23 protein-coding genes and 2 pseudogenes are annotated in these 25,449 nt (G+C 59.6%); 20 read left to right on the forward strand and 5 right to left on the reverse strand.

Features of this window, described 5'->3' with window-relative positions:
- Positions 1-17: 17 nt before the first annotated feature.
- Together AAFG13_RS36300 and AAFG13_RS36305 are read right to left on the reverse strand one after the other, a co-directional pair.
- Positions 18-323: a hypothetical protein gene (locus tag AAFG13_RS36300; RefSeq protein WP_342709841.1), complete on the reverse strand. Its 306-nt coding sequence runs from the start codon at positions 321-323 to the stop codon at positions 18-20.
- A 30-nt stretch (positions 324-353) separates the two neighbouring features.
- Positions 354-622, reverse strand: a pseudogene (locus AAFG13_RS36305) (IS3 family transposase); the annotation flags it as partial.
- Positions 623-642: 20 nt separating this feature from the next.
- On the opposite strand from AAFG13_RS36305, the pseudogene AAFG13_RS36310 reads away from it, so the two are divergent.
- From AAFG13_RS36310 to AAFG13_RS36325, 4 genes and pseudogenes are all read left to right on the forward strand, one after another.
- A pseudogene (locus AAFG13_RS36310) lies at positions 643-1,431 on the forward strand (ISNCY family transposase); the annotation flags it as partial.
- Between the two features lie 1,219 nt (positions 1,432-2,650).
- Positions 2,651-4,183, forward strand: coding sequence for a porin (locus tag AAFG13_RS36315; protein ID WP_342709843.1), 1,533 nt, complete (start codon positions 2,651-2,653; stop codon positions 4,181-4,183).
- 493 nt (positions 4,184-4,676) lie between these two features.
- Positions 4,677-5,432 carry an SDR family oxidoreductase gene (locus AAFG13_RS36320; RefSeq protein ID WP_342709844.1) on the forward strand — a complete coding sequence of 252 codons (756 nt, stop codon included), beginning with the start codon at positions 4,677-4,679 and terminating at the stop codon, positions 5,430-5,432.
- Between the two features lie 186 nt (positions 5,433-5,618).
- On the forward strand, positions 5,619-7,295 hold the full coding sequence (locus tag AAFG13_RS36325; protein WP_342709845.1) for an MFS transporter: 1,677 nt from the start codon (positions 5,619-5,621) through the stop codon (positions 7,293-7,295).
- Between the two features lie 127 nt (positions 7,296-7,422).
- On the opposite strand, the gene AAFG13_RS36330 is transcribed toward AAFG13_RS36325, so the two are convergent.
- The gene (locus AAFG13_RS36330; RefSeq protein WP_342709846.1) at positions 7,423-8,175 is read right to left on the reverse strand and encodes a Crp/Fnr family transcriptional regulator; all 753 of its coding nucleotides are present in this window, start codon (positions 8,173-8,175) and stop codon (positions 7,423-7,425) included.
- A gap of 349 nt (positions 8,176-8,524) precedes the next feature.
- Between AAFG13_RS36330 and AAFG13_RS36335 the strand changes: the two genes are divergently transcribed.
- The 13 genes from AAFG13_RS36335 to glyA all read left to right on the forward strand — a co-directional run bounded on the left by AAFG13_RS36335 (position 8,525) and on the right by glyA (position 21,421).
- Entirely contained in the window at positions 8,525-9,271 is a 747-nt protein-coding gene (locus AAFG13_RS36335; protein WP_342709847.1) for a GntR family transcriptional regulator, read from the forward strand.
- Entirely contained in the window at positions 9,268-10,389 is a 1,122-nt protein-coding gene (locus tag AAFG13_RS36340; protein WP_342709848.1) for an aromatic ring-hydroxylating dioxygenase subunit alpha, read from the forward strand. The genes AAFG13_RS36335 and AAFG13_RS36340 overlap by 4 nt, the downstream gene beginning before the upstream one ends.
- Positions 10,390-10,487: 98 nt before the next feature.
- Positions 10,488-11,501, forward strand: coding sequence for a D-2-hydroxyacid dehydrogenase (locus AAFG13_RS36345; protein ID WP_342709849.1), 1,014 nt, complete (start codon positions 10,488-10,490; stop codon positions 11,499-11,501).
- A gap of 339 nt (positions 11,502-11,840) precedes the next feature.
- On the forward strand, positions 11,841-12,938 hold the full coding sequence (locus tag AAFG13_RS36350; RefSeq protein WP_342709850.1) for an L-2-amino-thiazoline-4-carboxylic acid hydrolase: 1,098 nt from the start codon (positions 11,841-11,843) through the stop codon (positions 12,936-12,938).
- Between the two features lie 35 nt (positions 12,939-12,973).
- On the forward strand, positions 12,974-13,333 hold the full coding sequence (locus AAFG13_RS36355; RefSeq protein WP_342709851.1) for a hypothetical protein: 360 nt from the start codon (positions 12,974-12,976) through the stop codon (positions 13,331-13,333).
- The gene (locus AAFG13_RS36360; RefSeq protein ID WP_342709852.1) at positions 13,330-14,289 is read left to right on the forward strand and encodes a PDR/VanB family oxidoreductase; all 960 of its coding nucleotides are present in this window, start codon (positions 13,330-13,332) and stop codon (positions 14,287-14,289) included. Before AAFG13_RS36355 ends, AAFG13_RS36360 begins: the two co-directional genes overlap by 4 nt.
- A gap of 51 nt (positions 14,290-14,340) precedes the next feature.
- Entirely contained in the window at positions 14,341-15,195 is an 855-nt protein-coding gene (locus tag AAFG13_RS36365; RefSeq protein WP_342709853.1) for a transporter substrate-binding domain-containing protein, read from the forward strand.
- Between the two features lie 12 nt (positions 15,196-15,207).
- Positions 15,208-15,927 carry an amino acid ABC transporter permease gene (locus tag AAFG13_RS36370; RefSeq protein WP_342709854.1) on the forward strand — a complete coding sequence of 240 codons (720 nt, stop codon included), beginning with the start codon at positions 15,208-15,210 and terminating at the stop codon, positions 15,925-15,927.
- Complete coding sequence (locus AAFG13_RS36375; RefSeq protein ID WP_342709855.1) at positions 15,924-16,571, forward strand: ABC transporter permease subunit; 648 nt, start codon at positions 15,924-15,926, stop codon at positions 16,569-16,571. The genes AAFG13_RS36370 and AAFG13_RS36375 overlap by 4 nt, the downstream gene beginning before the upstream one ends.
- Positions 16,572-16,638: 67 nt before the next feature.
- Positions 16,639-17,445 carry an amino acid ABC transporter ATP-binding protein gene (locus AAFG13_RS36380; RefSeq protein WP_342709856.1) on the forward strand — a complete coding sequence of 269 codons (807 nt, stop codon included), beginning with the start codon at positions 16,639-16,641 and terminating at the stop codon, positions 17,443-17,445.
- Between the two features lie 92 nt (positions 17,446-17,537).
- Positions 17,538-18,659, forward strand: a complete 1,122-nt coding sequence (locus tag AAFG13_RS36385) for a M20 family metallopeptidase (protein WP_342709857.1) — start codon at positions 17,538-17,540, stop codon at positions 18,657-18,659.
- Between the two features lie 70 nt (positions 18,660-18,729).
- Positions 18,730-20,109, forward strand: coding sequence for an L-serine ammonia-lyase (locus tag AAFG13_RS36390; protein WP_342709858.1), 1,380 nt, complete (start codon positions 18,730-18,732; stop codon positions 20,107-20,109).
- A gap of 13 nt (positions 20,110-20,122) precedes the next feature.
- Positions 20,123-21,421: a serine hydroxymethyltransferase gene (gene glyA / locus AAFG13_RS36395; RefSeq protein ID WP_342709859.1), complete on the forward strand. Its 1,299-nt coding sequence runs from the start codon at positions 20,123-20,125 to the stop codon at positions 21,419-21,421.
- 684 nt (positions 21,422-22,105) lie between these two features.
- Here glyA and AAFG13_RS36400 read toward each other — a convergent pair.
- Both AAFG13_RS36400 and AAFG13_RS36405 read right to left on the reverse strand, forming a co-directional pair.
- Complete coding sequence (locus AAFG13_RS36400; RefSeq protein WP_342709860.1) at positions 22,106-22,528, reverse strand: type II toxin-antitoxin system VapC family toxin; 423 nt, start codon at positions 22,526-22,528, stop codon at positions 22,106-22,108.
- Entirely contained in the window at positions 22,525-22,779 is a 255-nt protein-coding gene (locus tag AAFG13_RS36405) for a plasmid stabilization protein (protein ID WP_342709861.1), read from the reverse strand. Before AAFG13_RS36405 ends, AAFG13_RS36400 begins: the two co-directional genes overlap by 4 nt.
- 360 nt (positions 22,780-23,139) lie before the next feature.
- On the opposite strand from AAFG13_RS36405, the gene AAFG13_RS36410 reads away from it, so the two are divergent.
- The 3 genes from AAFG13_RS36410 (at position 23,140) to AAFG13_RS36420 (ending at position 25,447) form a co-directional block, all read left to right on the forward strand.
- Entirely contained in the window at positions 23,140-23,763 is a 624-nt protein-coding gene (locus tag AAFG13_RS36410; RefSeq protein WP_342709863.1) for an XRE family transcriptional regulator, read from the forward strand.
- Between the two features lie 83 nt (positions 23,764-23,846).
- Entirely contained in the window at positions 23,847-24,743 is an 897-nt protein-coding gene (locus tag AAFG13_RS36415; RefSeq protein WP_342713468.1) for a glutamine amidotransferase family protein, read from the forward strand.
- Positions 24,744-24,748: 5 nt separating this feature from the next.
- Entirely contained in the window at positions 24,749-25,447 is a 699-nt protein-coding gene (locus tag AAFG13_RS36420) for a protein glxC (protein WP_342713469.1), read from the forward strand.
- The last annotated feature ends 2 nt before the right edge of the window (positions 25,448-25,449 follow it).

The raw sequence follows: 25,449 nt of genomic DNA on the forward strand, positions 1-25,449 counted from the left end.
AGGCATCCATGCCAATATCAACTCTGACTTTCCGCGCTGCGATTCAGTTCACGATTTGTGCGATCCTTGACCCGAGCGGAGACCAGCAATTCGAACTCGGCCGCGTGCAGCGCGCCGACCAGCGCCGTCTGGCCATCGCCTCGGCGTGCTAGAGTTTGCTTTCCGGACCGTCCATCGGCCGCTGGTTCGAGCGCGGGCGGTGCCAACTTTTCGTCGACAAGGAAACCATAATTCCTCGCCGAAAGACCTGCGGCGAGAGCAATCTCCCGTGAGGTGAAAACATCGTCACCTCCGCAGATGCGCAGCCCGCTTTCGATAGGCAAAATAATGAGTCACGTAACCCGCGCCGTGCGCGAGAACCGTGGTCCCAGCGCCGGCGAGAAGCGGGAGAAGGTATCGACGATCGTAAGCACGCGAAGCTTGTGTCCGCTCGCCAACTGGTCATGGACGAAGTCCATCGACCAGGTCTCATTGGATCGTGTGGCCGGCCTGCGATCATCGCGCAGCTTGGCCTTGACCCGGCGCTTGGGCGTTTTGTTGCGTAATTGCAGACCCAACTCGCGAAGATGCGTCGCATCTTGTTCTGGCCATGGCGCCAGCCTTCACGACGAAGCAGGACGTGAGCGCTCCTGCGCACCGTGTGAACTTCGGCGACAGCTGCCGTTTTTGCTCTAGGGCATCGATACCGATAATGATTCCGTGTCCATAAACGAGACGCTGAAAGCGTATTGTGAGCTGGCGAACATTGTGTTCACGCGTTACCGACCCTACCGCAAGAACGACCAGGCGTTTGTCGAACAGAAGAACGGAGCCGTGGTCCGACGCATGGTTGGTTATCGGCGGTTTGAGGGGCTCGAGGCGGCTGCGTTGCTCGCAGAACTCTATCGCTCAGTGCGCCTGTTCGTGAACTTCTTCCAGCCGTCGTTCAAGGTGATCGGAAAACAGCGCGATGGCGCACCCGTCCGTAAATCTTATAGTGCGCCGACGACGCCGCATCAGCGGCTGGCAGCCGACCGACGCACCCCCGATGCGGTTCGGGACCGGCTGCAGGAAATCTGCGTCAGCTTGGACCCGGTCGCGTTGCTGCGCGACATCGGGGCCGCGCAGCAAGGTCTGGCCGACCTCGCCGATGTGAAGCCGGCGGGTGGTTCGATTGCTGCTGCGGCCCGACTTGGAAAGAGGGCGCATCTCGACCGACGGACCGGCCGATCCTCAAAGCGAAGCGAGATCGCCGTCGCCCTGATTCGCTCGTTCAGGCGCCCCCCGCAGCCGCAGGAGTGGTTCAAGGCCGAGCCGTGGCGAACCGGCGCCGAGTTCCTGACAAGGCTACAGGCGGAATATGCGGGCGCTTACCCGGATAAGCTGCTGCGAACGCTTCAGCGCCGCCTCAAATCCAGGCGTAGCGAGCAGGCAAGCGCGCTGCTATTTTGATCGGCGGATCATGCGGAGCGGTTCGACGAGGCACAGGTTGCGCGATGACAGCGGCCGCTCCCGGTACGGGGGGCCTGTCGTTGCGCAACCCCGGCCAGCTCTCCACGACTGGCCTCGCCGTACCGACCCTCCGTCTTCTCGGGAGCAAGATAGATGAGGCAACGATCGCGTCTTCGGGAACATTCCTCCATGAGGCAATACGGCTTCCCAGCCAGATTGTCGCGCTATAAACCGAGCACTTGAGACTGTCGAGAATGTTGAGCGCCCAAGACATAGCGGCGATCTGGCTGCTTGTCTTTTATGCCAAAAAAAGCCGTTTGGCTCTGCGTCTTCGTCGGATCGTCTTTTTAGTCGGCAGCAGGTCATCTCCGGGAGGACGCACATCATAGCTTCGCCCAAAACAGTCACTCAGTTGAAACTGCCAAAGCATATTGTCGACGCTAAGACGGAGCTGGTGACCGCCAGGACTGGTTCAGGCGGAATCCTGCAGCGCGGCCCATGCGGCGTCCGCTCGAAGGCGGCGTGAACTTGGATAGAGCTTTTGCGAGGAGCAGGAGAAATTGCTCTTTGGTCTGCTACTAGCATGCAGGTAGGCTTGCAACTGCCGATGCTCGGGATCACGCGCAACGTCGATTTTGGATTCGGTGGCTTCGCCTGCCTCGAGACTTCGATCACCGCACGGGCACCTAGACTCGTTGGCACGATGGGCGAAATCCGTCGACCGCCCCTCAAGGACCCGTCGAGCTTGCGTACTGTCAGCCGTAGTCCAACTCCCGCATCGCTTCCCGGCCGGACCTGAGAAACCGAAGCTCGCAACGTAAGGCGCTTCCTCTAGACTAGTCGCCAAGGACGCAATCAGTCGGCGCGAGGCGCCGCTCCGCCGGGCACTCCGGATAGCCTCTGAAAGAAGGCCCTTCTCGATCGGTTTGGCCAGATGCGTAATTTGGTACGAAACGTACCGTTGTGACGCTAATGTAACACTACGGTCGAGCGCCTTTGCGCGGTGGTCCGTTTCGCACCGAGTTTGTTCCACCTTTCTCGGGGCAATCTGGCAACCTACTTGCGCGAGCGGCGGAGTCGTCCGCGCTGCAACGTCGCTGGATCATATCAGTGATCTTTCTACGGGGCCCCGCAAGTCGAGAATGGTTGGGGGCGGGAGGTGTCTGGTCGCTCTGAGGAGTGATCAGCCACTTCGGGGGGAGCATTTTGGAGGACTATTATGAGGGTTATGAAGAGCCTTTTGCTCAGTTCGGCCGTGGGCCTGATCTCCTTTGCGGCGCAGGCCGCAGATCTGCCGATCAAAGCAAAGGCGATCGAGTACGTTAAGGTCTGTTCGCTGTATGGGCCGGGATTTTACTACATCCCGGGCACGGACACGTGCATCAAACTCGGTGGTTATACGCGTGCCTGGGCCGACTTCAACTCGAACAGTCTCGGTCTCAATCCCGATTCTGGTGCGGGTGGTGCCGCGAACCGCTTCACCAACTACTATACGTACCGTGCCCGCGAACTCGTCAACATTGATACGCGCACCGCATCGGAGTACGGCACCGTTCGTACCTTTTTCACTGGCGTGTTTCAATGGACGTCGGGGACTTATAGCGGGCTAGGAAATGGCTCGACTGTCTACCAATCGATCGGCGGTGTTACGGCGCCTAACAATGCTAACCCGGGAGCTGTTGCTGGTGGTACGGTGGGCGTCTGGAACGCCTTTATTCAGTTTGCTGGCTTTACCTTCGGTAAGGTGGCTTCGCAGTTCGCTACGCCTTGGATGGAATATCCAGGCAACTTCAGCGAATTGCCTGGCAGCACCGGCTTCGACCAAGTTAACCAGGTGGCCTACACTGCCAACTTCGGTCAGGGCGTCACGTTCTCTGTCTCGGCTGAAGATCAGGTCCAGCATAGCACAACCAATATCTGGAATGTGAGCGCGGCGAGCGCTGCCGGCCTCGCGACCGGTACTTACGGTGGCAACGACATCGCCGGTACCGTCGCTCCCGACTTCGTCGCGGCGCTTCGTGTCGACCAATCCTGGGGTCTTTTCCAGGCGTCGGTTGCGGCCCATGACAATCACGCCGCCTATTACGGGGCAACCGAGCTGACAGGTCATCCGGACGACAAATGGGGTTGGGCTGCTCAGCTCGGATTGTCCATCAAAAACATCCCGACCGGTCCTGGCGACTCGATCAACTTGACTGCGGTCTACGCCAACGGTGCAAGCCGTTATGTCTTCAACCCCTATATGTTCAGCACCTACGCAAGGTACAGCGGGACCAACGTGCCGGGCGCGTACCAGAGCCTCGGAATTGGCGGAATTTCTGACTCGGTGTTCATCGCGGGCTCGGGCCAGGAGTTGACGACGACGTTCGGCGGCAACGGCGCTTATAACCACAACTGGAACGCATATTGGGCCAGCAGTGTGTTCGGTGGCATTGGCGCGGTGCGTTATAATGGCAATGCGAAGAGCTACATCTGCGGTGCGTTCGTTGCGACTCTCTCGCTTTCGAGCGGGCTTGCCGGCTGTAATCCCGACTTCAACTATGCCGTTGTCGGTACAAAAACCACCTGGACGCCGGTCAAGAACCTGACCTTCGGAGCGGAAGTCACCTACGGCTTGCTGGACCAGAAGTACGCCGGCGGAAGCACGGTGGTCCTGCCGCTGCAATCGGGTATCGGCAAACCGGCGGGGGTGTATGAGCTGAAGGATCAGGGCAGCTTTGCGCTCCAGCTCTGGGCCCAGCATAACTTCTGAGACTTAGTCAAACCAGCAACCAGGAGGTGGGTCTCTCCTCAGTTGACCTCCTGTAGGGCCGCCGGCATGCCCGCCGGCGGCCTACGAGCTGTCGAGCTCCTCCACGCTGTCTTGCGGAGCTTTCGGACAGCATAGGACTGACATGTCGTTCGCCCATCTGTGCCACGAGCATTACGTGAACGTCGCGAGCATCAGAATTGAAACACCGAGCGCGGCAGGCGGAAGCAGCGACTCTGCCTCTTTGACAATGCTGCAGGAAATGCTTCGCCTTATGCAGATGAACCGGTCGCGCCTTCCCTCGATCGGCCGCACACGATCAGCCGTGTATGAAGCATGATCAGCGTTAGATCAAAGCAACCGGATCAAATCAGTGGTTCGAACCTGGTGGATCTGATTCCGTTGGTGTGCTTGTGCTGGGCGCACCTGGGAATGGTATGTTGCCGCAATTGTTTTCATCGAAAAACGAAGACAAAGACCAAAGCGGAGAGAAGCTATGACTGAAACAGTCAAGATCGCAGTGGTGACCGGCGCAGGGACCGGCGTTGGACGTGCGGCGTCGCTAGCTTTGATGGGCGCGGGCTTTACCGTCGTGCTCGTCGGTCGCCGCCCGGAGATGCTGGAGGAAACCCAAAAGCTCGGCCAGCATATTGGTAAAAGTCTGGTCGTGACGGCTGACATGGCCAGTCCGGACGCGATCGCGGCCCTGTTTGAGAGAGTGAAGCAAACCTATGGCCGGCTCGACATGCTGTTCAACAATGCCGGCGTGGGCGCGCCGCCGGTGAATCTTGAGGATCTGCCACTTTCGCAGTGGCAGGCCGCGGTCAATACCAATCTCACCGGTCCTTTCCTGTGCACCCAGCACGCCTTCCGCATCATGAAGGACCAGAAGCCCCGCGGGGGGCGCATCATCAATAACGGCTCGATCTCCGCGCACGCGCCGCGGCCGTTTTCCTCGGCCTATACTGCAACCAAGCACGCCATCACCGGTCTGACCAAGGCCTCCAACCTGGATGGCCGTATGTATGACATCGCGGTTGGGCAAATCGATATCGGCAATGCCGCAACCACGATGACCGATCCTATGCGCGATGGCATATTACAGCCCGACGGCCGCAAGGTCTCCGAGCCGCGCATGGATACGAAGCTGGTTGGAGACGCCGTGGCCTATATGGCGACGCTGCCTTTGGAAGCTAACGTGCTGTTCATGACGGTGATGGCAACGAAGATGCCGTTCGTGGGACGCGGTTAGTCGAGAGACCGGTATCGGCGAGAAGGTCGCTCGAGGGGCGACGAGGGGGCGCTCGGAGATTCGGCGACGAGATCGTCAAGGCATGTCGAGACGCAAAGCTGGTCATCCGCGACAAAACATCTGTTTGAATAGCATCGACTCTGTCCGAATATTAAGCAGGAGCAAGACGGCGAGGCAGGAGCCGATATGACTAAACCGCGGGCCTTTAGCGCTGAGGGGATCACCGCGCCGTTACGTTTTCCGGTCTTCCGGCGCATCTGGCTGGCAAGCCTGTTATCGAACCTCGGCACTCTGATTCAGGGGATTGGTGCCGCATGGGCCATGACCCAAATGACGTCGTCAGCCGGCATGGTCGCGCTGGTGCAGACTGCCCTGATGCTCCCCGTCATGCTGATTTCGATGCCGGCCGGTGCGATCGCCGACATGTACGACCGACGCGCCGTTGCGCTGATCGCACTCGGTGTAGCGCTTGCTGGGGCCACGACATTGACGACACTTGCCTGGGCGGGTCTCGTCACGCCAACCCTGTTGCTGGCATTATGCTTTGTCGTCGGTAGTGGTACGGCTCTAATGGGACCCGCTTGGCAGTCCTCGGTCGCGGAGCAGGCGCCATTGGAAACGTTGCCGGCGGCAATAGCGCTCAATGGCATCAGCTACAACATTGCGCGCAGCGTTGGACCCGCCGTCGGCGGTATTGTGGTTGCGTACGCCGGTGCCGCGGCGGCGTTTGCGCTGAATGCGCTCCTCTGTTTGCCGCTGATGGTCGCGCTGTTCCTGTGGAAACGCATCGCTCAACCATCGCGTCTGCCGCCCGAAAGGCTGGGGCGCGCCATCGTTTCCGGCGTGCGGTACATTGCCAATTCACCACCGATCAAGATCGTGCTGGCCCGTGCCATGGTGACCGGGGTCATCAGCAGCGCGGTCATCGCGCTGATGCCGCTGGTCGTGCGCGATCTCCTGCAGGGAGGAGCACAGACCTACGGCATGCTTCTTGGTGTCTTTGGGCTCGGAGCGATTCTCGGAGCGCTTGGTTTCGCGCAGATCCGCAAATGCATGACCGGTGAGGCGGCAATCCGTGCTTGCGGGCTCGCGATGGGCGGCGCGATTGCTGCGGTAGCGCTGAGCCGTCAGCCGGTGTTGACCGCCGTCGCGCTGGTCCTCGCGGGAGCCATGTGGACGATGGCGTGGACGCTCTTTAGCATTGGCGTACAACTCTCGGCACCTCGCTGGGTTGCCGGCCGTTCGATCGCAGCCTACCAGGCAGCGAGTTCAGGTGGAATCGCTATCGGCAGTTGGGGCTGGGGCAATCTGACCGATGTCGCCGGTGTAGAAATAACGCTGCTGGTTGCGGCGGCCTTGATGTTCGTCTCACCGCTTCTTGGGCTCTGGCTGCGTATGCCGCCCGTCGGAGCGCGAGGCGAGGAGTCCGAGATATTGGATGATCCCAAAATACGGCTGCCTCTGACCGGACGCAGCGGACCCTTGGTTGTCGAAGTCGAATATCGCGTGGCGCAGGAGCAGGCACGGGCTTTTCATAACATCATGCAAGATGTGCAGCTGTTCCGGAAACGCAACGGCGCTTACGGCTGGTCGATCGCGCGCGACATTGCCGATCCCGAGGTATGGATCGAGCGATATCATTGCCCGACCTGGCTCGACTATTTGCGCCAGCGCAACCGGTCCACGCAGTCGGAGCGCGCGATGGAGAAGCGGGCGATCGATTTCCACATCGGTTCCGATCCTGTGCGCGTCCGCCGCATGCTCGAGCGGCCATTTGGTTCGGTGCCTTGGGAAGGCGACACGCCCGGCCGTGCCACGGAAGACGTGGTGTCGATCGCCTCAAGCGCAGGCGGAGGCCAATAGGAGTTCCTCGGCGGATGTGAGCGAGATTAGCGATCAAGAAACACCTATCGCGAGCTGCGATCGCCAAAGCCCATATTATAGCTCTTGGAGGCTCGACTGATCGCCGCGGAAATGAGTGCAACCGGCATCACAAGGGCTGGGGATGTCGCTGACCTGCTGGCGCCACTGCCGGAATTGCCACATCCGTTGACGCATAAGCATTGGAAATAAGCTTGTAGCAACAACACGCCCACTGCTCGAGGTGCTTGCGTTCATCGATCTGCAGGATGCCGCGTGCCTTGCGAATCAAACCTTTGTCCTCGAAGCGGTTTAGCGTCTCCGTTACCCCCGCGCGGCGTAATCCCAGGAGTGAGGAAAGGTAGTCATGGGTGGTTGGCAGGAGATGAGAGGCGCTCGCATCACTTGCCAAACAGAGCCAGGATGCAATCCGTTTGTCGCGGTCGTGCCGAACGCCGCACAATGCCATCTGAGCACAATGCAGGCTCAGCGCTTGCACATAGCGGGAGAGCTGCTCGCGGATTTCGGCGCGTTCATTCATAAGCTTGCGCAAATCGTCGACATGAATTCTGTGCGCGCTTCCGGGAAATAGCACGACGGCTTGATGGGTCGAGCAATGACCTCCGAGCAAGAATGAAGCGCCAACCGCGCCGCGAAACCCGATCAGCGCAGTTTCAAGCATGCTCCCCTCTGCGACAATTCTCAGGGAGACAAGGCCCGACTCGATGAAATAGACGTATTCGAGGGGCTTCTTTGGCTCGTGCAGAACCTGACGTTCTCGCAACAGGATAGGCTCAAGAAACGGCCCCATAGCAGCGAGATCCTCAAGAGAGACGCTCGCCAAAATCGTGTTCTTGACAGATGTCCGCGTGTGGGGGCGCACGTTTCGTTCCTGATTGTTCTTCCCGACTGATGCAACTGAATGGTGGGGCTAGATCCCTCAGTTGTATCCGGTGCGAGATGCTGCTCCGCGCAGTGCTTCAATGGGCTTTGCGAACACGAATTTGGTTTTCAACGCGGACCCCGCCATCCCGGCTGCTGGCCTGATCGAGGCGCAGCCCAGTGGCGAGCGACGACTTGGTCCAGACTGGCCAATCCTCGCGAGTGGTTCCCCCTTGATTTGTGTCTACTTATTGGTATTGACAAATTAGTATCTACAGATTAGCACTTACATATAAGTATACACAAGAGCCTCGCCGGTCTCCGTCGAGGGTCGGGTTGGAAACACAAGCATGATGGCTCGGTATGTCGCTGTGGCCGACGAGTTGAGGGCCCAGATCGAGGGTCTGGGCTTCAATTCGCTGTTGCCCAGCGAGGATCAGCTTGCTCGGCGCTTCAATGTCAGCAGGGTCACCGTCCGACGCGCTCTTGCGGTGTTGGAGACCAGTGGGCTCGTGGACCGGCAGCGCGGCCGGGGGACCATCGTCAACCCACCCAGGGTGGTGCGTTCACTGATGCCCTTGTTGCCGATCGAGCAGGATTTTGCGCGGCGAGGGATCAAGATGCGCTCCGAGGTCTTGTCGGTGGAGCGCAGTGCCGATGCTCCCGGTCACGTCCTGGAAAAGCTGCGGCGCACGCGTTCGGATGCAATCTCGGTCGTCACCTTGCTTCGCAGTGTCGAGGACAGGGTGATCTCGTTTGATCGTCGCTACGTCCCGGATTCAATCATCGATGACGTTGACCTGAGCAAGATCGGTACTGTGCCGGCCGGAATATTGTTCGGCCGCTGCGCAAAGCTGCCAATCACCGAGCACAAGATGGAGCTGGAGTTTGCGCCGGCTTCGCTCGATGAAGCGAAGATCCTGGGGGTGACCCCCGGCACGATGATCGTGGTCAGCACCGGTACTGACTATTTGCAAAATGGTGAGTCGTGGGCCTTCACGGCGATGCATTACCGCATCGACCGCGTCAAATTCTCGTATGCCTCCCGCTACTCGCCCGGTGAGTTGGGTCCCCAGATGGAAAGGGAAGAGCCATGAATAGCACGCAGGCAACCTTGCTGGCCAACACGCAAGCCGATTTCGAACGGGCGTCAACGATGCCGGGCTTCTGCTACACGTCCCCCGAGTGGTACGAGCGGGAAGTCGAGAGCATTTTCACCAAGGAGTGGATTTGCGTCGGGCGCGAAGAGCAGATTCCTAATGCTGGTGATTATTTCCGCTTCGACATTGTCGGCGAGCCGCTCGTTATCGTGCGGGACGGCAAGGGTGTCGTCCGTGCGCATAGCGCAGTCTGCCGGCACCGTGGCGCCATTCTTGCGCAAGGCAAGGGTAAGTGCCGTGCTTTCATCTGCCCGTATCATAGCTGGACCTACGCTCTTTCCGGCGAGCTGGTTTCGGTGCCCGGCTCGCCTGATCCAATGGATCACGCAGCCGGTTTTGATCCGAAGAACTATGGCTTGGTTTCGCATCGCACAGAGCTTTGGGAAGGCTTCATCTTCGTCAACTTCGACCGTAACGCCAGGCCGTTGATCGAGTGGCTCGGCGACCTGCCGGATTTGGTCAAGAACTACAAGCTTGCGAGCATGCGGCTAACACACAGCCACGTGAAGACCATCGAGTGTAATTGGAAGGTCTATTTTGAGAACTCGATGGAGAATTATCATGTTGCCACCGTGCATACGAAACATCTCGCGGGCAAAACGACTGTATCGGAATTTCCAAAGACAACCGGGCCTTATTTCCCCCTCTTTGTCCCTGCGGGCATTACCGCCTTCTCGGACTTGCCCGTGATCGAGACCCTGTCGGAGCGCGAGGCAAGTGGCACCTTTCATTTGCTGGTTCAGCCCAATCTGCAATTGATCCTGACCTCGACCTATCTCTACTACCGCCAATATCTGCCTCAGGGGCCCAATAAGCTCGCGCTCGTGCACAATTGGTGTTTCCCGGAGACCACGACCAAGCGACCGGGTTTCGCGGAGGTGGCGGCAAGCTATTACGACCGGTATGAGGCCGTGCTGCAGGAAGACATGGATGTGGCGCCTCTTGTGCAGCAAGGGCAGCGATCTCGCTTTTGCGTGCCGGGCCGTTATGCCGATGAGGAAATCCTCATCCATCGCTTCGCCAACTACGTCATCGGCAAGGTCACGGCAAAGTAGCGAACGAGACCGAAGCGGTCCGCGAGATTTCAATCTCGATGCACGAACAGATCCCGGTCCAAGCGGCCGACGAACAGCATATCTGGGAGTAACCTTTGATGAATAACAACGCATCGCGTCGTCTGGTCGTGAACATCGCAAACATCACGGCTGTGCCGCAAATCTATTGCGTTACTCCGGACCGCTTGAGTGCCGCTCTGAAAAAGCACGAGGGCGTGACCGATCTGGCCGAATTTCGCATCGGCACAGACTATGACGATATCGATGACATCGTCGAGAGTGCCGACATTCTATTTACGTCGCTGATGGGGCTGACGTTCCCGCTCAAGCGCCTTTCGGCCGCCTCGAAGCTTAAATATGTCCATTACATCGGTTCGGGCATCGATCACTTGCTGCCGCTTGATTGGATGCCGGCCGGAGCGGTGATGACCAAGAGTCTGGGCGCCCATATGCCGGTGGCCGCTGAATACGGTCTCACGACGCTGCTCATGCTCAACAACAAGATGCCCTGGTACGTCACAAATCAGCGCAACCATAATTGGGAACGGAAATTCATTTCGACCGTGCAGGGCAAGACTGTTGCCGTCATCGGCGTCGGGGCCATCGGGGGCGCTGTCGCAGGTTTGGCCAAGAAGCTCGGCTTCAAGGTCCTCGGAGTTCGCCGCTCCGGCGAGCCGCACGAGAACGTGGACGAGATGTTCGGACCGGACGCGCTGCACAAGGTGCTGGCGCGCGCCGACTTCGTATTCCTCAGCGCAGCCCTGACCGATACGACCCATAAGCTGATCGGTCGGAAAGAGTTCGACATCATGAAGCCGGGCGCCGGATTTTCCTCTATTTCGCGCGGCCAGGTGCTCGACTGGGATGCGCTTCGTACCAAGCTGTCGGACGGCCATTTGAGCGGTGCGATCGTCAACGGATATGAGGCCGAGCCGGTCCCATCGGATTCCCCGCTCTGGGATACGCCCAACCTGCTGTTGACGCCGCATATCGGTACCCAGGACGACAATAATTACATCGTCCGGTGTCTCGATATTCTTTGCAACAATATCAAGCGATATGTCGCTGGACAGCCGCTGCTTCACCAGGTGCAGCCGGATCGTGGGTACTAAGGTGGCATGCCCTTGGGCAGCGCTCGCCTATTGTTCGCCGGGAGCGCTGATCTCTGTGTCCGTGTTGACGCTGCGCCGGAACGTGCTTGTCCACAGGCGACCATCTAGGCGTCTCGTGGGTCGTCTGCGCTAGCGCGGTTGAGAAGGAAGGCTGCGTGCCGGTGCTCTCTTGAGGAGTAGCCGGCCGAGGCTTCGAAGAACTGCAGGGCGCGATCAGCAAAGTTGTGCGCGAGCGCGCGAGGCGGGCGGTTCGCATAGTTGCGATCTGAGGACAGGAATCTTTACGGGCGCCACGGGTCTGCTGTGGCCATACGCACTTAGGCTTCAAGGACGAGCAAGATGGGACTCGAAGAAGATGTAACCAGCCGCGACGGACTTCTCGCGTCTCTTCGGGACGTGACCGAGAAGCAGTTCATGCTGGTGCGCAATTTGGTGGGGCCGGTGGAGGCCGCTCTCGGCCAAGCCGGCCTTGAGGTCATCGACCGTGGCTTTCGACAGTTCGGTGAGTGGCGGGCGGAGAACCTGCGCATAGCGCCCTCCGCGATCGCAGGAAATCAGAATGCCCGCGCACTGCTGCAGAACTGGGACAGCGGCGATCTTGTCTTGGGAACGCTGGATGCGTCGACCGAGATCGTGGGGGGGCCACTGAAGGCGAGCGTCACCATGCCGTCCATGCTCGGGTCAGAGCAGTTTACCGGTCTCGGCAAGGCAGACCTGCTGCGTCGCTACTGGGCTGAAACAATGTCCGGAATGGCGGCCGGATTTAGCGAAGGCTGTACGATCAGAAGTGATGCTCCGGATATCTTCGGTCCCTGGACGATCACGGTCGATTTCCTGGCATCACATGCGAAAGGACGGGTCCGGAGCGATATCGGGATCGACACGGAAATTCTGTCCGACCCCGAGCGTGCGCTGCCCTTGATCCGTCGCAGCTCGCGCAACGCGGGCGCACTCTACATGTTCGTTGCTCGCGAGGTCATCCGTGCCTACGACGCGGCCGGTGAACAGCTTGTTCGAGAGGGTGTCCGCGGCTTCGGGCGCGAACGCGGATTGGCGCTTCGCGAAAAGCACCTTCGGGAAGGCCGCGAACTCAATATGAAGACGCTGATGCTTGATTGGGACGGCCCGCTTGTCTCGACCTGGGTCTTCAAGGACGAGGGCTATCTGTCAGAGGGAACCTGGCACCAGGATTGCGTCTATTGTCCGTATGCCGACGTGTGGTCTCAGTTTGGAAACGAAGGTTTGGACTTGGGATATCTGTACGACGTTGAGCTGCACACGACGTTGTACCAAACCTATCACCCGCAGACTCTGGTCCGTTGGGAGTCGCTCAAGACGAGGGGCGATCATGTGTGCAGATTTCGCTTCTCAATTCCGGACCTTGTCGGCCCCGAGGATCCGCAATTCAGCATGAAAAAGCGCGCCGCAGGCGACTAGATCCTGCGATTTGCGTGGAGGAAAGGATTTCGTCGGTGGAGCTCACAGTCAGAGTAACGCAACGCAAGGCCCGCGGCGAAGCGGAGAAGAGATGGTCTGGCGTCCGAGAGGCTGGTCTCGCCGCCCGCGAACGGAACGGTGATCTCGCGTCGATGCTTCCTTTCGAGGATTCGCTGGCACGGCGCCTCAACGTCGACAGCATCGCGGTCCGCGGGCGCGCGGGCGACCGGAAAGTGGACGCCGAAATATCCTGCCGCGGGCGAGCCGCTGCTCATCAGGCCCGATTGACGGGCCGAGCATTCAGGATGACCGCCGTTCACATGGATTTGGTGAATGATTTGGATCGTTTCGACCTCGTTGAACAATTGGGCGGAACGGAAGGCATGCTGTCATGACGGCTGAACCCAATGGACTTTTGCAGGTTCGAGTTGCGGACGTGCGGACCGAGGCGGAGAGGGTTCGGTCCTATGTCCTGGAAGGCACGGAGGATGGGTTGCCGGGATTCTCGCCGGGCGCGCACATCGATGTTCATCTGCCTTCTGGATTGGTCAGACAATATTCCCTGATTGGCGGGGCTGAAGCACCCAACTCATATCACATCGCGGTGTTGCGCGAGCTCAATGGGCGCGGCGGATCCATCGAGTTTCACGACCAAATCGAATGCGGATCAGTACTTCAGATCTCGCAGCCCCGAAATAACTTTCCGCTCGCCGCGTCCGCCAGGAGACACGTGCTGATCGCCGGTGGGATCGGAATTACTCCGATCCTCTCGATGGTGCGTGCACTGATCGAGCAAGGCGCAGACTGGCACTTGCACTACTGCATCAAGGACGCAACGAGCGGAGCGTTCCTGGAACTGCTCGCCGATCCGTCTTTTGCGCCGCGCACGACCCTCCACCTCGACGGAGGAGATCCGAGCCGCGGAATGCCGGTCGAGCGCGTTGCAGAGATCGAGAAGAGCGATGGCGTGCACATTTATTGCTGTGGTCCCTCCGGGCTCATGAAGCGGGTGGAAGGCGCGGTTCAGAATTGGCCCAAGGAGTATGTTCATTTTGAGAGCTTCACCGCCGCTGTAACGACTGGCGACGACAAGCCCTTTGAGGTCGAGATCGCCAGCACGGGCGAGGTCATTGCCGTGGCGGCGAATGAGACGATTCTCGCTGCGTTGCGCCGGCACGGTCTGGATCCGCCGTTCCTGTGTACGCAGGGCGTGTGCGGCACCTGTGTCGTGGATCTGCTGGAGGGCGTTGCCGATCACCGCGACTCGGTCCTGTTCGAAACCGAGCAATCAACAAAAATCGTCACGTGCTGCTCTCGGGCGGTCACGGCACGGCTAAAGCTCGGACTGTAGGAACCGCCTGCAAAGAACTTTGAGGAAACGTTAACGAGGAAGGGGAATGTCATGTGTGAGATACAGAACCGTTTGCTGCTCGCCGCCGGGCTCGCGCTCACTTTCGTTTGGAGTCCCGCCTTCGCTGAAACCGATAACGCGCTGCTGGCGTCGATCCGCAAGGCTGGCGACGTCAAGGTCGCAATGGCCTCACAGCCCCCCTACATGTTGATTTCACCGAACGGCGAGGCGCAGGGCACCGTTTTGGAAGTCGAGAACATGATTCTCAAGGAGCTGGGCTTGCCGATGATCAAGCCTCAGCTCACCGCGTGGAGCGCCATGATTCCCGCGCTTCAGGGCCGTCAGGTGGACTTCGTTGCCGATCTTGCGCCAACCGAAGAACGCTGCAAAGCGGTCTTGTTCACCGCGCCCATCTATGTCTATCGCGTCGCGCTGTATGTGCGATCAGGCAACCCAAAGCGCCTGACCGGCATCGCTCATCTTGCTCAAAGTCCCGACATCAAGGTCGCGATGATCGATGGTTCAGCTCAAGGAGCCTACGCGCTCAAAAACGGTGTGAAGCCAGAGCAGGTCGTGCGTGTGCCTGACGTCCAGGCTGGCGTTGCAACAGTCCTCAATGGACGGGCGGACGCGTACGTAGAAAGCACGACCGCGGTCAATCACCCGGAGAAAATGGGCCTCGACCTGGTCGTGGACGAACAGGCGCCCGTATCCGGGGCTTCGGCAGCCTTCCGCAAGGAAGACGTAAGCTTCCGCGATGCGTTCGATGAGAAAAGGATGGCAATGGTCAAGAGCGGCGTCATTCAAAAGCTCTACGACAAGTACGGACTGTCAGGCGGCGATGCACAAGCTCAGATGCTCGCCAAGGTGAGTAAAGCCAGCGATCTCGTTCCAAGCTGCCAGTAGGCTGCGTCCGCCATGAGTGAGGTTTTGGAGTACTGGCCTGCATTCCTGCAGGGATTATGGGTGACCACGTGGATCGCGCTGATCACGATCCTGGGCGGCGCAGTCGGCGCTGTTCTCCTGGGTGCGTTGAGGCTGTCCAAAACGGCCGCGATCCGAGCAGCCGCGATGCTCTTTACAGAGCTCATTCGCGGACCTTCGGCGATCGTGCTGTTGTTTTGGGTCTTCTACGCGCTTCCGCTCATTCCAGGGATGCCGCGCTTTGGACCCCAAACAGCTGCGATACTGGTGTTGACGCTCGACGGAGCTGTGTACGGTGCCGAAATCGTACGCGCCGGCATCGAGACTGTGCATCGCGGGCAGTTCGATGCATGCCATGCGCTGGGCCTAAGCAAATTCAACAGTTTCACCAGGGTCGTCTTTCCGCAGGCCCTCTCGCAGATCGTGCCGGCGTTCGGTAGCCTGGCAAGGGACATGGTCAAATGGACTGCAATCGTCAGCTTTGTCGGCGTGCAAGATATCCTCTATGTGGCGAACTACGTCCGAGGCCAGACCTTCAAGACGGCAATCGTGTTTGCTTTGCTTGCCGCAACCTATTGGATCCTGTGCCTTATATGCGCTACCGCGTTTCGCTTGCTTGAGCGGGCGCTGCCGCTGAACCGCGCGTTGCGAGCCGCGCAAGCCCCAGCGCGAGTTGTGCCCGACCTGGACGCCCTCGAAGGAGCAGCCTCGTGACATGGGATTGGCACTACGTACAGCAGATCCTGCCGAACCTCATGATCGGCATCTGGTATACCATTCTGGTGACCATCGCGAGTTCGGCGATTGCACTGATCGGCGGTCTGTTGCTCGCAATTCTGGAGAGTGTGAGTACCACGCTCGGCAGGACATTCGTGCGCTTCTGGCTGGAGTTCTTCCGAGGCGTGCCAGTCCTGGTTCTGCTCTATTTCAGTTTCTATGTCCTGCCGGAAGTCGGGATCACGATGCCGGCGCTGCCCATCGGCATCGGCGTGTTAGGGATCGTCTACGCTGCGTTCTGCTCCGAGGTGTATCGAGGCAGCTTGATCACGATCCCGAGCGAACTGCGCGATGCGTGCGTGGCGCTGAATTTGAGCCGCTTTGCCATGTGGCAGCGCGTCCTGATCCCGTTGATGGTGCGGCGGTCAATTCCCGCTCTGCTCAATTACGTGCTCAGCCTGTTCCGGCTCACAGCCTGGCTGTTCGCAATAGGTGTTCCTGTCCTCATGTTTCAAGCTGATGTCGTGGCAGAACAAAGCTACCGATACCTTGAGCCCTACACCCTGACGGGACTCATCTATGTGGCCATGAATTTGCCGTTCCTCTACATCCTCTACCGATTCAAGGTCCGCCATGCATAATATAACCCAATTCAGCCCATCGGGACCGCTCGCAAGCCAGGACTCTGCCGCAGCGTCGAGCAAGACAATGGCTCAATCGAAGGCTCAATCATCAATGAGTAACGCGGAACAGTTCCCGTGGGCCATCGAGTTCGACAAGGTTTGCAAATCATTTGGGACTCACCGGGTGCTGGTGGATCTCGATTTGAAAGTGCGGCCAGGCGAGAAAGTCACACTGATTGGTCCGAGTGGATCAGGCAAGACCACTGTGCTTCGCCTCGCCATGACGCTCGGAAAGCCAACGAGCGGCGACATCAGGATTCTTGGAGAAAGCATACTCTTTGATAAGCATGGCAAAGCACTCTCAAGCGCCCAGGAAGCGCGTATCCGGCGTCGATGCGGGATGGTTTTCCAGCAGTTCAATCTTTTCCCACATCTGACTGTATTGCAGAATCTCATTCTGGCCCCAACGACCGTCCTCGGCCACTCCAAAGAACAGGCAGAGCAGAGTGCGCTCGAATATCTTCAGAAGGTGGGGTTGGCAGACAAGGTACGATCTTATCCCGCCCAACTTTCCGGAGGTCAGCAGCAACGCATCGCGATTGCACGAGCGCTGATCTTGAAACCCGAGATACTTCTTCTGGATGAAATTACCTCAGCGCTGGACCCGGAATTGGCCGGAGAAGTTCTCGACGTCGTGCGCGGCGTCGCCCATGAATCGAATGTTTCGATCCTCATCGTCACGCATGAGATGCGCTTCGCCCGCGAGGTCTCCGATCGCATTATAGTCTTCGATCGCGGTCGTATCATAGAGCAGGGGCCGCCCAACAAGATCTTCAGCAATCCCGAGTCCGACCGCACGCGCGCGTTCCTGCATTCCGTGCTGGATCACTGAACGGGAAGTACGCATAGGACCGCCGTGATCACGGCGCGCTCGGCGATCTCGCGGGCGTAACGATTGCGCCCAATTGGGCGAGGAGTTGAACCATGGCACTGTGTAGCGTCGCGCTCGCGAGGAAGCTGATCCAGTTCCGCTCGCAGAATCCGCCGGGTGAGGAAAAGGCTTGCATCGAGTTCCTGGTGGATATGCTGTCGCGCGCGGGTCTTGAGGTCGAGACTCACGACTTCGTCCCGGGGCGGCCGTCGATCGTCGCGCGATCACGCGGCGATGCCGGCCTCGCCCCGTTGGTGTTTACGGGACACGTCGACGTCGTTCCGCTCGGAGACAAGCCGTGGACAGTGCCGCCTTTCGAGGCAGAAATTCGCGAAGGCAAGCTCTTTGGACGCGGAGCGAGCGACATGAAGGGGGGTGTTGCGGCGTTCGTCGCCGCGACACTTGCCGAGACCGAAGGCAAATTGCCGCTCAAGCGTGGCATTACCCTGGTGATCACAGCCGGTGAGGAGACCGGCTGCGAGGGGGCATTCCACCTCGCGAAAAGCGGCGTCCTGGGGTCCGCGGAGCTCTTGATCGTCGCCGAACCGACGTCGAATTTGCCGATCATCGCCCACAAGGGTTCGCTGCGCGTGCGGATCACCGCCAAGGGCAAGACCGCTCATTCCTCGATGCCGGAACTGGGTGAGAACGCGATATACAAGATCGCTGAATGGATACGCCGCATCGAGACCCACAAACTTCCGATCGAACCGCACCCGCTGCTGGGCCGTGTCACGAATTCGGTGACCACTGCGTTCGGCGGCGAAAACATCAATTCCGTTCCCGACGCGGCCGGCTTCACGGTGGATTTTCGCACCATTCCCGCTTACGAGCACGCGACGCTGGTGGCTGACATTGTGCGCCTGTGCGGAGACGAGGCGACGATCGAGGTCATCACGGACTTCAAGGGGTTTGCAACCGATCCAGACGATCCCTCCATTCAGCCGCTGATGCAGATTCTCGAATCCCGATTGCAGACGGTGCCACAGCCCGCCGGTGCTCCCTATTTCACCGATGCCTCCGCGCTCGTGCCCGGCTTCAACAACGTCGCGACGGTTGTGATAGGGCCGGGCGAAGCCGCGCAATGTCATCAGACGGACGAGTTCTGCTACGTCCAGAAAATAGAGGATGCGTTCGAGATATACTCGTCATTGATCCGCCGATTGTGCAAGTGATTGGCGCGCCGGCGCTGGCGCGGCGTGCTTCATATGGAAATCGAAATATTTGCGCGTGTGAGGGGATCCTTTGATCAGCGTCTTTGACATCTTCAAGATCGGAATCGGTCCATCGTCGTCCCACACGGTCGGTCCGATGAGGGCTGCGCACGACTTCGTGCAGTCGCTCTCGCGCAGCCCATGCCTCGGCAGCGTTCGAAGATTGCAGGTCCGTCTCCTCGGGTCTCTAGCCTGGACCGGGAGAGGGCATGGAACGGACAAGGCCGTCGTGCTGGGACTGCTGGGTCAGCTGCCGAGTTCGGTCGATCCCGCACAGATCGATCGCATGCTTGCCGAAGTACGCAACAGCAAGTCGATCCCGATTTGCGAGGGGCACCGGGCGTCGTTCGATCCGGATCTCGATATCGTCTTTGACGTCGCTCTCGAGGCCAAACATCACCCCAACACCCTGCTGTTCTGCGCGCTCGACAGCGATGGCGAACAGGTCGTTGGGGAGGCCTGGTGTTCGATCGGCGGTGGGTTTGTCTGCAGGGAAGACGAGATCGCGCAAGCCTCGTCATCTCAGCCATCCGGACCCACCGCGCCATTCGACTTCAGAAGTGGCGAGGAACTGCTCAGATTCGGCCGCGAACGCGAGCTCAGCATTGCCGAGACGGTGATGGCGAACGAATGCCTTATTCGCTCCCGAGAGGAGATCGAGGATTATCTCGATCTGATCACCGCCGCGATGATGGGCTGTATCGACCGGGGATTGAGCATGGAAGGAGAGCTTCCAGGCGGGCTGAAGGTCAAGCGCCGGGCGAAATCGATCTTCGATCAGCTTGAGGCGTCAGCCAGATCGAACATGCGCAGTCCGCATGAAGTCATGGATTGGGTCAGCCTGTACGCGATCGCCGTCAACGAAGAGAACGCGGCCGGCGGACGCGTCGTCACTGCTCCGACCAACGGCGCGGCGGGAGTGGTACCTGCGACGCTCCGCTACTATCGCGACCACTGCCCGGGAAGTTCGGCGGACGGCATGCGGACGTTTCTGCTCACCGCGGCTGCGATTGGTGCTCTCTTCAAGATGAACGCCTCGATTTCGGGCGCGGAGGTCGGTTGCCAGGGGGAGGTCGGTGTTGCGTGTTCGATGGCCGCGGCTGGTCTCGCCGCGGTGCTCGGAGGAGACAACGCGCAAATCGAAAATGCGGCCGAGATCGGTATGGAACACCATCTAGGCATGACCTGCGATCCGGTGGGGGGATTGGTTCAGGTCCCCTGCATCGAACGCAATGCCTTCGGAGCGGTCAGTGCAGTCAACGCCGCATCCTTGGCTCTGAGAGGAGACGGAAAGCATATCGTGTCGCTCGACGTCGTGATCCGGACCATGCGCGATACAGGGCGCGATATGCAGTCAAAATACAAAGAGACGTCATTGGGCGGATTGGCGGTCAATCTTCCCGAGTGCTGAAGGAAAGCCATTCATGAATGCGATTGTTAACCGGAAGTTCTTTTCAAGTCCTCTCAGCGATACCGATCCTGAGGTTGCGTCGATCGTGCGCGGCGAGCTTGCCCGGCAGCAGCACGAAATTGAGCTGATCGCCTCTGAAAACATCGTCTCCCGCGCGGTGCTCGAAGCCCAGGGATCGGTGCTGACCAATAAGTACGCCGAAGGATATCCCGGGAAGCGATACTATGCCGGTTGCGCGCGCGTCGATGAAGCAGAGCAACTGGCGATCGATCGAGCAAAGAAACTGTTCGGCTGTGCTCACGCCAACGTGCAGCCCAACTCCGGCTCTCAGGCCAATCAGGGGGTCTTCTTCGCATTCATGAAGCCAGGCGACACATTCATGGGTCTGAATTTGGCCGCCGGCGGTCATCTGACGCACGGCTCCCCGGTCAACATGTCGGGAAAGTGGTTCAACGTCGTGCCATATTCCGTGAAAAGAGACGATCAAACAATCGACATGGACGAGGTCGAGGCCTTGGCCAACCAGCATCGTCCGAAGCTCATCGTTGCGGGCGGATCAGCCTATTCCAGGTTCTGGGATTTCGAACGGTTTCGCTCCATCGCTGACAGCGTCGGCGCTTATTTGATGGTGGATATGGCGCATTTTGCTGGATTGGTTGCAGGCGGTGTCCATCCTTCACCATTCCCGCACGCGCACGTGGTGACCACGACCACGCACAAGACTCTCCGGGGACCGCGCGGAGGCATGATCCTGACCAATGACGACGAGCTTGCCAAGAAGATCAACTCATCGATCTTCCCCGGGATCCAGGGTGGTCCCCTGATGCATGTCATCGTCGCAAAAGCGGTGGCGTTCGGGGAAGCGCTTCGACCGGAATTTAAGGAATATTCCCAATCGGTGGTCAGCAATGCGAAGACACTGGCCGAAACGCTTGCTTCCAGAGGGTTTGCGATCGTCTCCGGCCGAACCGACAATCATCTCTTGCTCGTCGACCTCCGCACCAAACGTCTAACCGGCAAAGCAGCTGAAGCAGCTCTCGTCGGCGCAAACATCATCTGCAACAAGAACGGCGTTCCCTTTGACACCGAGAAACCGTTCATTACGTCCGGAATCCGCTTGGGATCCCAGGCAGCGACAACCCGCGGCTTCGGACGGTTCGAATTCGAGGCGATCGGGGAAATGATTGCGGATCTGTTGGAGGCCTTCACGAAAGGAGATGAGCTCGCGTTTGAGAAGGCTCAATCCAGCGTCAAGCAACGGGTGCGCTCGCTGACCGCAGCATTTCCCATCTACGACAACGGACACCTCTAGCTGGCGGGTCGCGCTTCAGACCCTGGCGGTCTTATCGAACGATTGTGTGGGCGATCGACGGCGCCGGTATCAGCGGCGCCGCGACTCTCGCTCCGGTCAGTTCGGGGGGAAGGCGCTCCGCCATATATTTGGAGATCCTGATCGACCTTCCGGCGGAGGGCGTCGCGCGCGCTCTTACTTTTCGGTCCACATATCCGGCGCTTCCTTCAATGACTGCCTGAGCATCGCCTTGCGGAAAGCCAACCCGGCCGTATTCTTCTCACCCGAGACTAGGCCCCGCGCAATCGCGCAAGCACAATCGGAATAAAGGTGCACGGCGTGCCCTGGGTCCGCGATCGGCTTGTAACGGGCGGCCACATCGCCCTTTTGCCGATCTCCACGCAGGCCTGTTAAAGCTCGACAGCGATCCGCTTGTGTTCGTACCGAGGACCGGGCTCGCGAACGTCTCGCGCGGCTTGCCAAACTGCTCGGTGCCCAGCGATGCAGCGTGCTACCGAGCGGCAAAACCTAAGGCCGGATGTCCGCCTCTTCCGGTGAGGTGGCTCGCCCTACGCGTTCGAGGATTACTCGGGCGTACCGAACCGATCCTCATCAGAGGACGAACCGTGGCAGATGATAGGGAAGCATTTGTCGCAATTCCTCGCGGTTTCTGCCGTTACGGTGACGCGCCCGCTCGGCACCCTATCAGCTGGCCACGGTCCAAGGATCGATCATCGTCAGACCGGCGGCATTGAAGGCACTCGTGTCGCGCGATGCCACGGCAAACCCGTGCGCCGCGGCGATCGCGGCGATATAGCCATCGGGCGTGGGGAAAGCTCTTCCGGCCGCGCGCGCCTTGACGGCGAGATCAGCATAGCGCCGCGCCGCGGCGGTATCGAAGGGCAGAATGCGGGCCGCGAACAGGTCCAGCACGCCGTCGAGCGTAGCTGCCAGCCTGTCCTTGCGCTTGCCGCGCGGCAGCGCGCCGATGCCGAACAACAGTTCGGCGATGGTGACGCTGGAGAGAAACAGCGTCTCGGCCGCCTGGGCGTCGAGCCAGTCACGGAGCGATGGATGCGGTTCGGGCTTCATCGCCTCGGAGACCACATTGGTATCGAGTAGGATCATTCGAAGCGCATCGGCTCAGCGGCGCGCTCGTCGCGGCCATGTTCAAGTGCCTCGACATCGGCATTGGTGAGGCCGATCTTCCGGCTCATCTCCGAAAGGGCGGTGCCGAGCTGTAGCCGGCCCTCGGGACGCACGGCGGCCTCCAGAATGGCGCGCATTTCCGCTTCCGCGCTGCGATTGTGCTGCGCCGCGCGGACTTTCAGGGCGCGATGCGCCTCCTCGGAAAGGTTGCGGATGGTGACAGCGGCCATGATGGCGTCCTCCGGAGACTGACTGCAATGATATCAAATTAAAATATCTGATAGCAACCGTCAAGAGTGATTGCGGCGCTCACGCGCCGCCGAACTTCCGGACCAGATGCAGCACAGAGCATTCGAGCGAAGCCATCGAAGATCATCGCTCCGCAGGATTGAGCGAGCGACGGACTGCGCTGCGCTCGGATCAGCGGCGCCACCCCTGTCTGTCCGCCAAGGGGCCGGGGGAGTGCGAACGCGCAGAACCACTGTCGCAGCGACCGGAAGCTGAGCGTCTGACGAGCAATTCAGACAATTGAATCATGGACATGGCGAGGGCGCATGCCTATTTAGGCGTGAGCAATCGGCGGGTGCACTTTGTCTGAAGATGATTTTACAACCGGGTCCGGCGCGCCGGCCGCTTCGGAACGAAGACTGGAGCGCGCTCTGGGGCGCCAGATCAAGCAGATCCGCAGGTCTCAGGATCTGTCCGTTGCCGACCTTGCGAAGACGGCCGGCATTTCGGTTGGCATGCTCTCGAAAATCGAAAACGGTCAAATCTCGCCGTCGCTGGCGACGATTGCCTCTCTTGCCGGCGCAGTCAACGTGCCGATCAGTTCGTTGTTCGCCGCGTCCGAAGAGAGGGGGGACTGTTCGTACGTGGCCGCGAGAAAAGGCCTCATCATCGAACGACGCGGCAGCAAGTCGGGGCATGTCTACGAACTGCTCGGACATGCGTTGCGCGGCGACATCGTCATGGAGCCATACTTCATCACGCTGCGAGAAGGCGCGCAGACGTTCACCGGGTTCCAGCACGCAGGTATTGAGTTCATCTACATGCTGAGCGGTAAGGTCGGATACAGGCACGGAGATCAGGTTTACGAACTCAGCCCTGGCGACTCCCTGATGTTCGACTCCCGGACTGCTCACGGACCCGACCAACTCATTGAAGTTCCTATGACATATCTGTCGATCATCGTGTATACGCGGGAATCGGGTTAGTTTCCTGACACGAAAGTTTTTTTCTTGACAGAAAAGTGACCCGGCCCTATCACTTCGTTGGATTGACCAGCGAGGTGGTAATCATGTGCGGCATCGTCGGCTTGTTCTTAAAGGATAAGAAGCTCGAGCCGGATCTCGGAGCGCTATTGTCTGGAATGCTTGGGACCATGTGCGTCCGCGGGCCCGACAGCGCCGGATTTGCCGTCTACTCCACCGGCCCGCAGACCGGCATCAAGATCACCTTCAGCCACGTCAATCCGCAGAGCGCTCAATCCGCCATCAAGGACATCGAGGCGCATCTCGAATATGACCTGCGGCCGGTCCGCCGCTTCAATCACACCACCATCACGGTACGGACATCAGACGAGGGCTTCGCGCGCTCCACCCTGAGGAGCGCGGCCGGCCTGAGTGTCGTCAGCGCCGGCCGCAGGATGGAGGTGTTCAAGGACGTCGGCTGGCCTTCGGACGTTGCGAACTCCTTTGGTCTTCCCCGTATGACCGGCTCGCACGGCATCGGTCACACCCGCATGGCGACCGAGTCTGCGGTCACCACCCGAGGGGCTCACCCGTTCTCGACCGGGGTCGACGAATGTCTCGTGCACAACGGCTCACTGTCGAACCACGCGGGCCTTCGTCGCAGGCTTGAGCATGAAGGGCTGAAATTCGAAACGGATAATGATTCCGAGGTTGCCGCGGGTTACCTGACTTGGCGGATGAGCAAGGGAGAAACGTTGGGCCAAGCATTGAAGGCGGGTCTGTCAGATCTCGACGGCTTCTACACGTTTGTCGTCGGAACCGAATCCGGCTTCGGTGTCATCCGCGATCCAATTGCTTGCAAGCCGGCGATCCTGGCCGAGACCGACCAATACGTGGCTTTCGGATCGGAGTATCGCGCCTTGGCGGCGTTGCCCGGCATTGCGAACGCGAAGTTGTGGGAGCCCGAGCCCGCCACAGTTTACTTCTGGGAGCATGCGGCGTGAACCTGATGGTCAGCGACAACGTCTTCGATTTGGAGCGCATCAAGCTCCGTGATCTTAATTCGGCCCTGCATGGAGCATCTGAAGCAGATGCCGCCAAGCGCTGGGTCGTCAAGAATCCGAATGGAGCGCACGCGGTCGCCGCCGGGATCCGCGTTCCTATGACGGTCCAGATTGACGGCCATGTCGGCTACTATTGTGCCGGCATGAATCAGCAGGCGACCGTAATCGTCAACGGCAACGCCGGCGTCGGTGTCGCCGAGAACATGATGTCCGGAATGGTCCACGTCCATGGCGATGCAAGCCAAGCCGCGGGCGCCACCGGGCGGGGCGGTAAGCTCATCATCGATGGCAATGCTGCGGCGCGATGTGGCATTTCCATGAAGGGGATCGATATCCTCGTCAAGGGCAGCATCGGCCACATGAGCGCCTTCATGGGGCAGGCGGGAGACCTGATCGTCCTCGGTAACGCGGGAGAATATCTCGGAGATTCCCTGTATGAGGCGCGCCTGTTCGTCCAGGGATCGGTCGCCAGCCTCGGAGCGGATTGCATCGAGAAGCCGATGCAGGACGAGCACAAGTCGGCGCTGCACGAGAAGCTGAAGCAATTGGGCGTTGCCGGTGAGGTCGATGTTTCGAGCTTCAAGCGGTACGGCTCCGCGCGCCGGCTGTACAATTTCCACGTCGACAATGCCGGCGCGTATTGAGG

The sequence above is a fragment of the Bradyrhizobium sp. B124 genome, from assembly GCF_038967635.1.
In the GTDB taxonomy this organism is placed as follows: Bacteria; Pseudomonadota; Alphaproteobacteria; order Rhizobiales; family Xanthobacteraceae; genus Bradyrhizobium.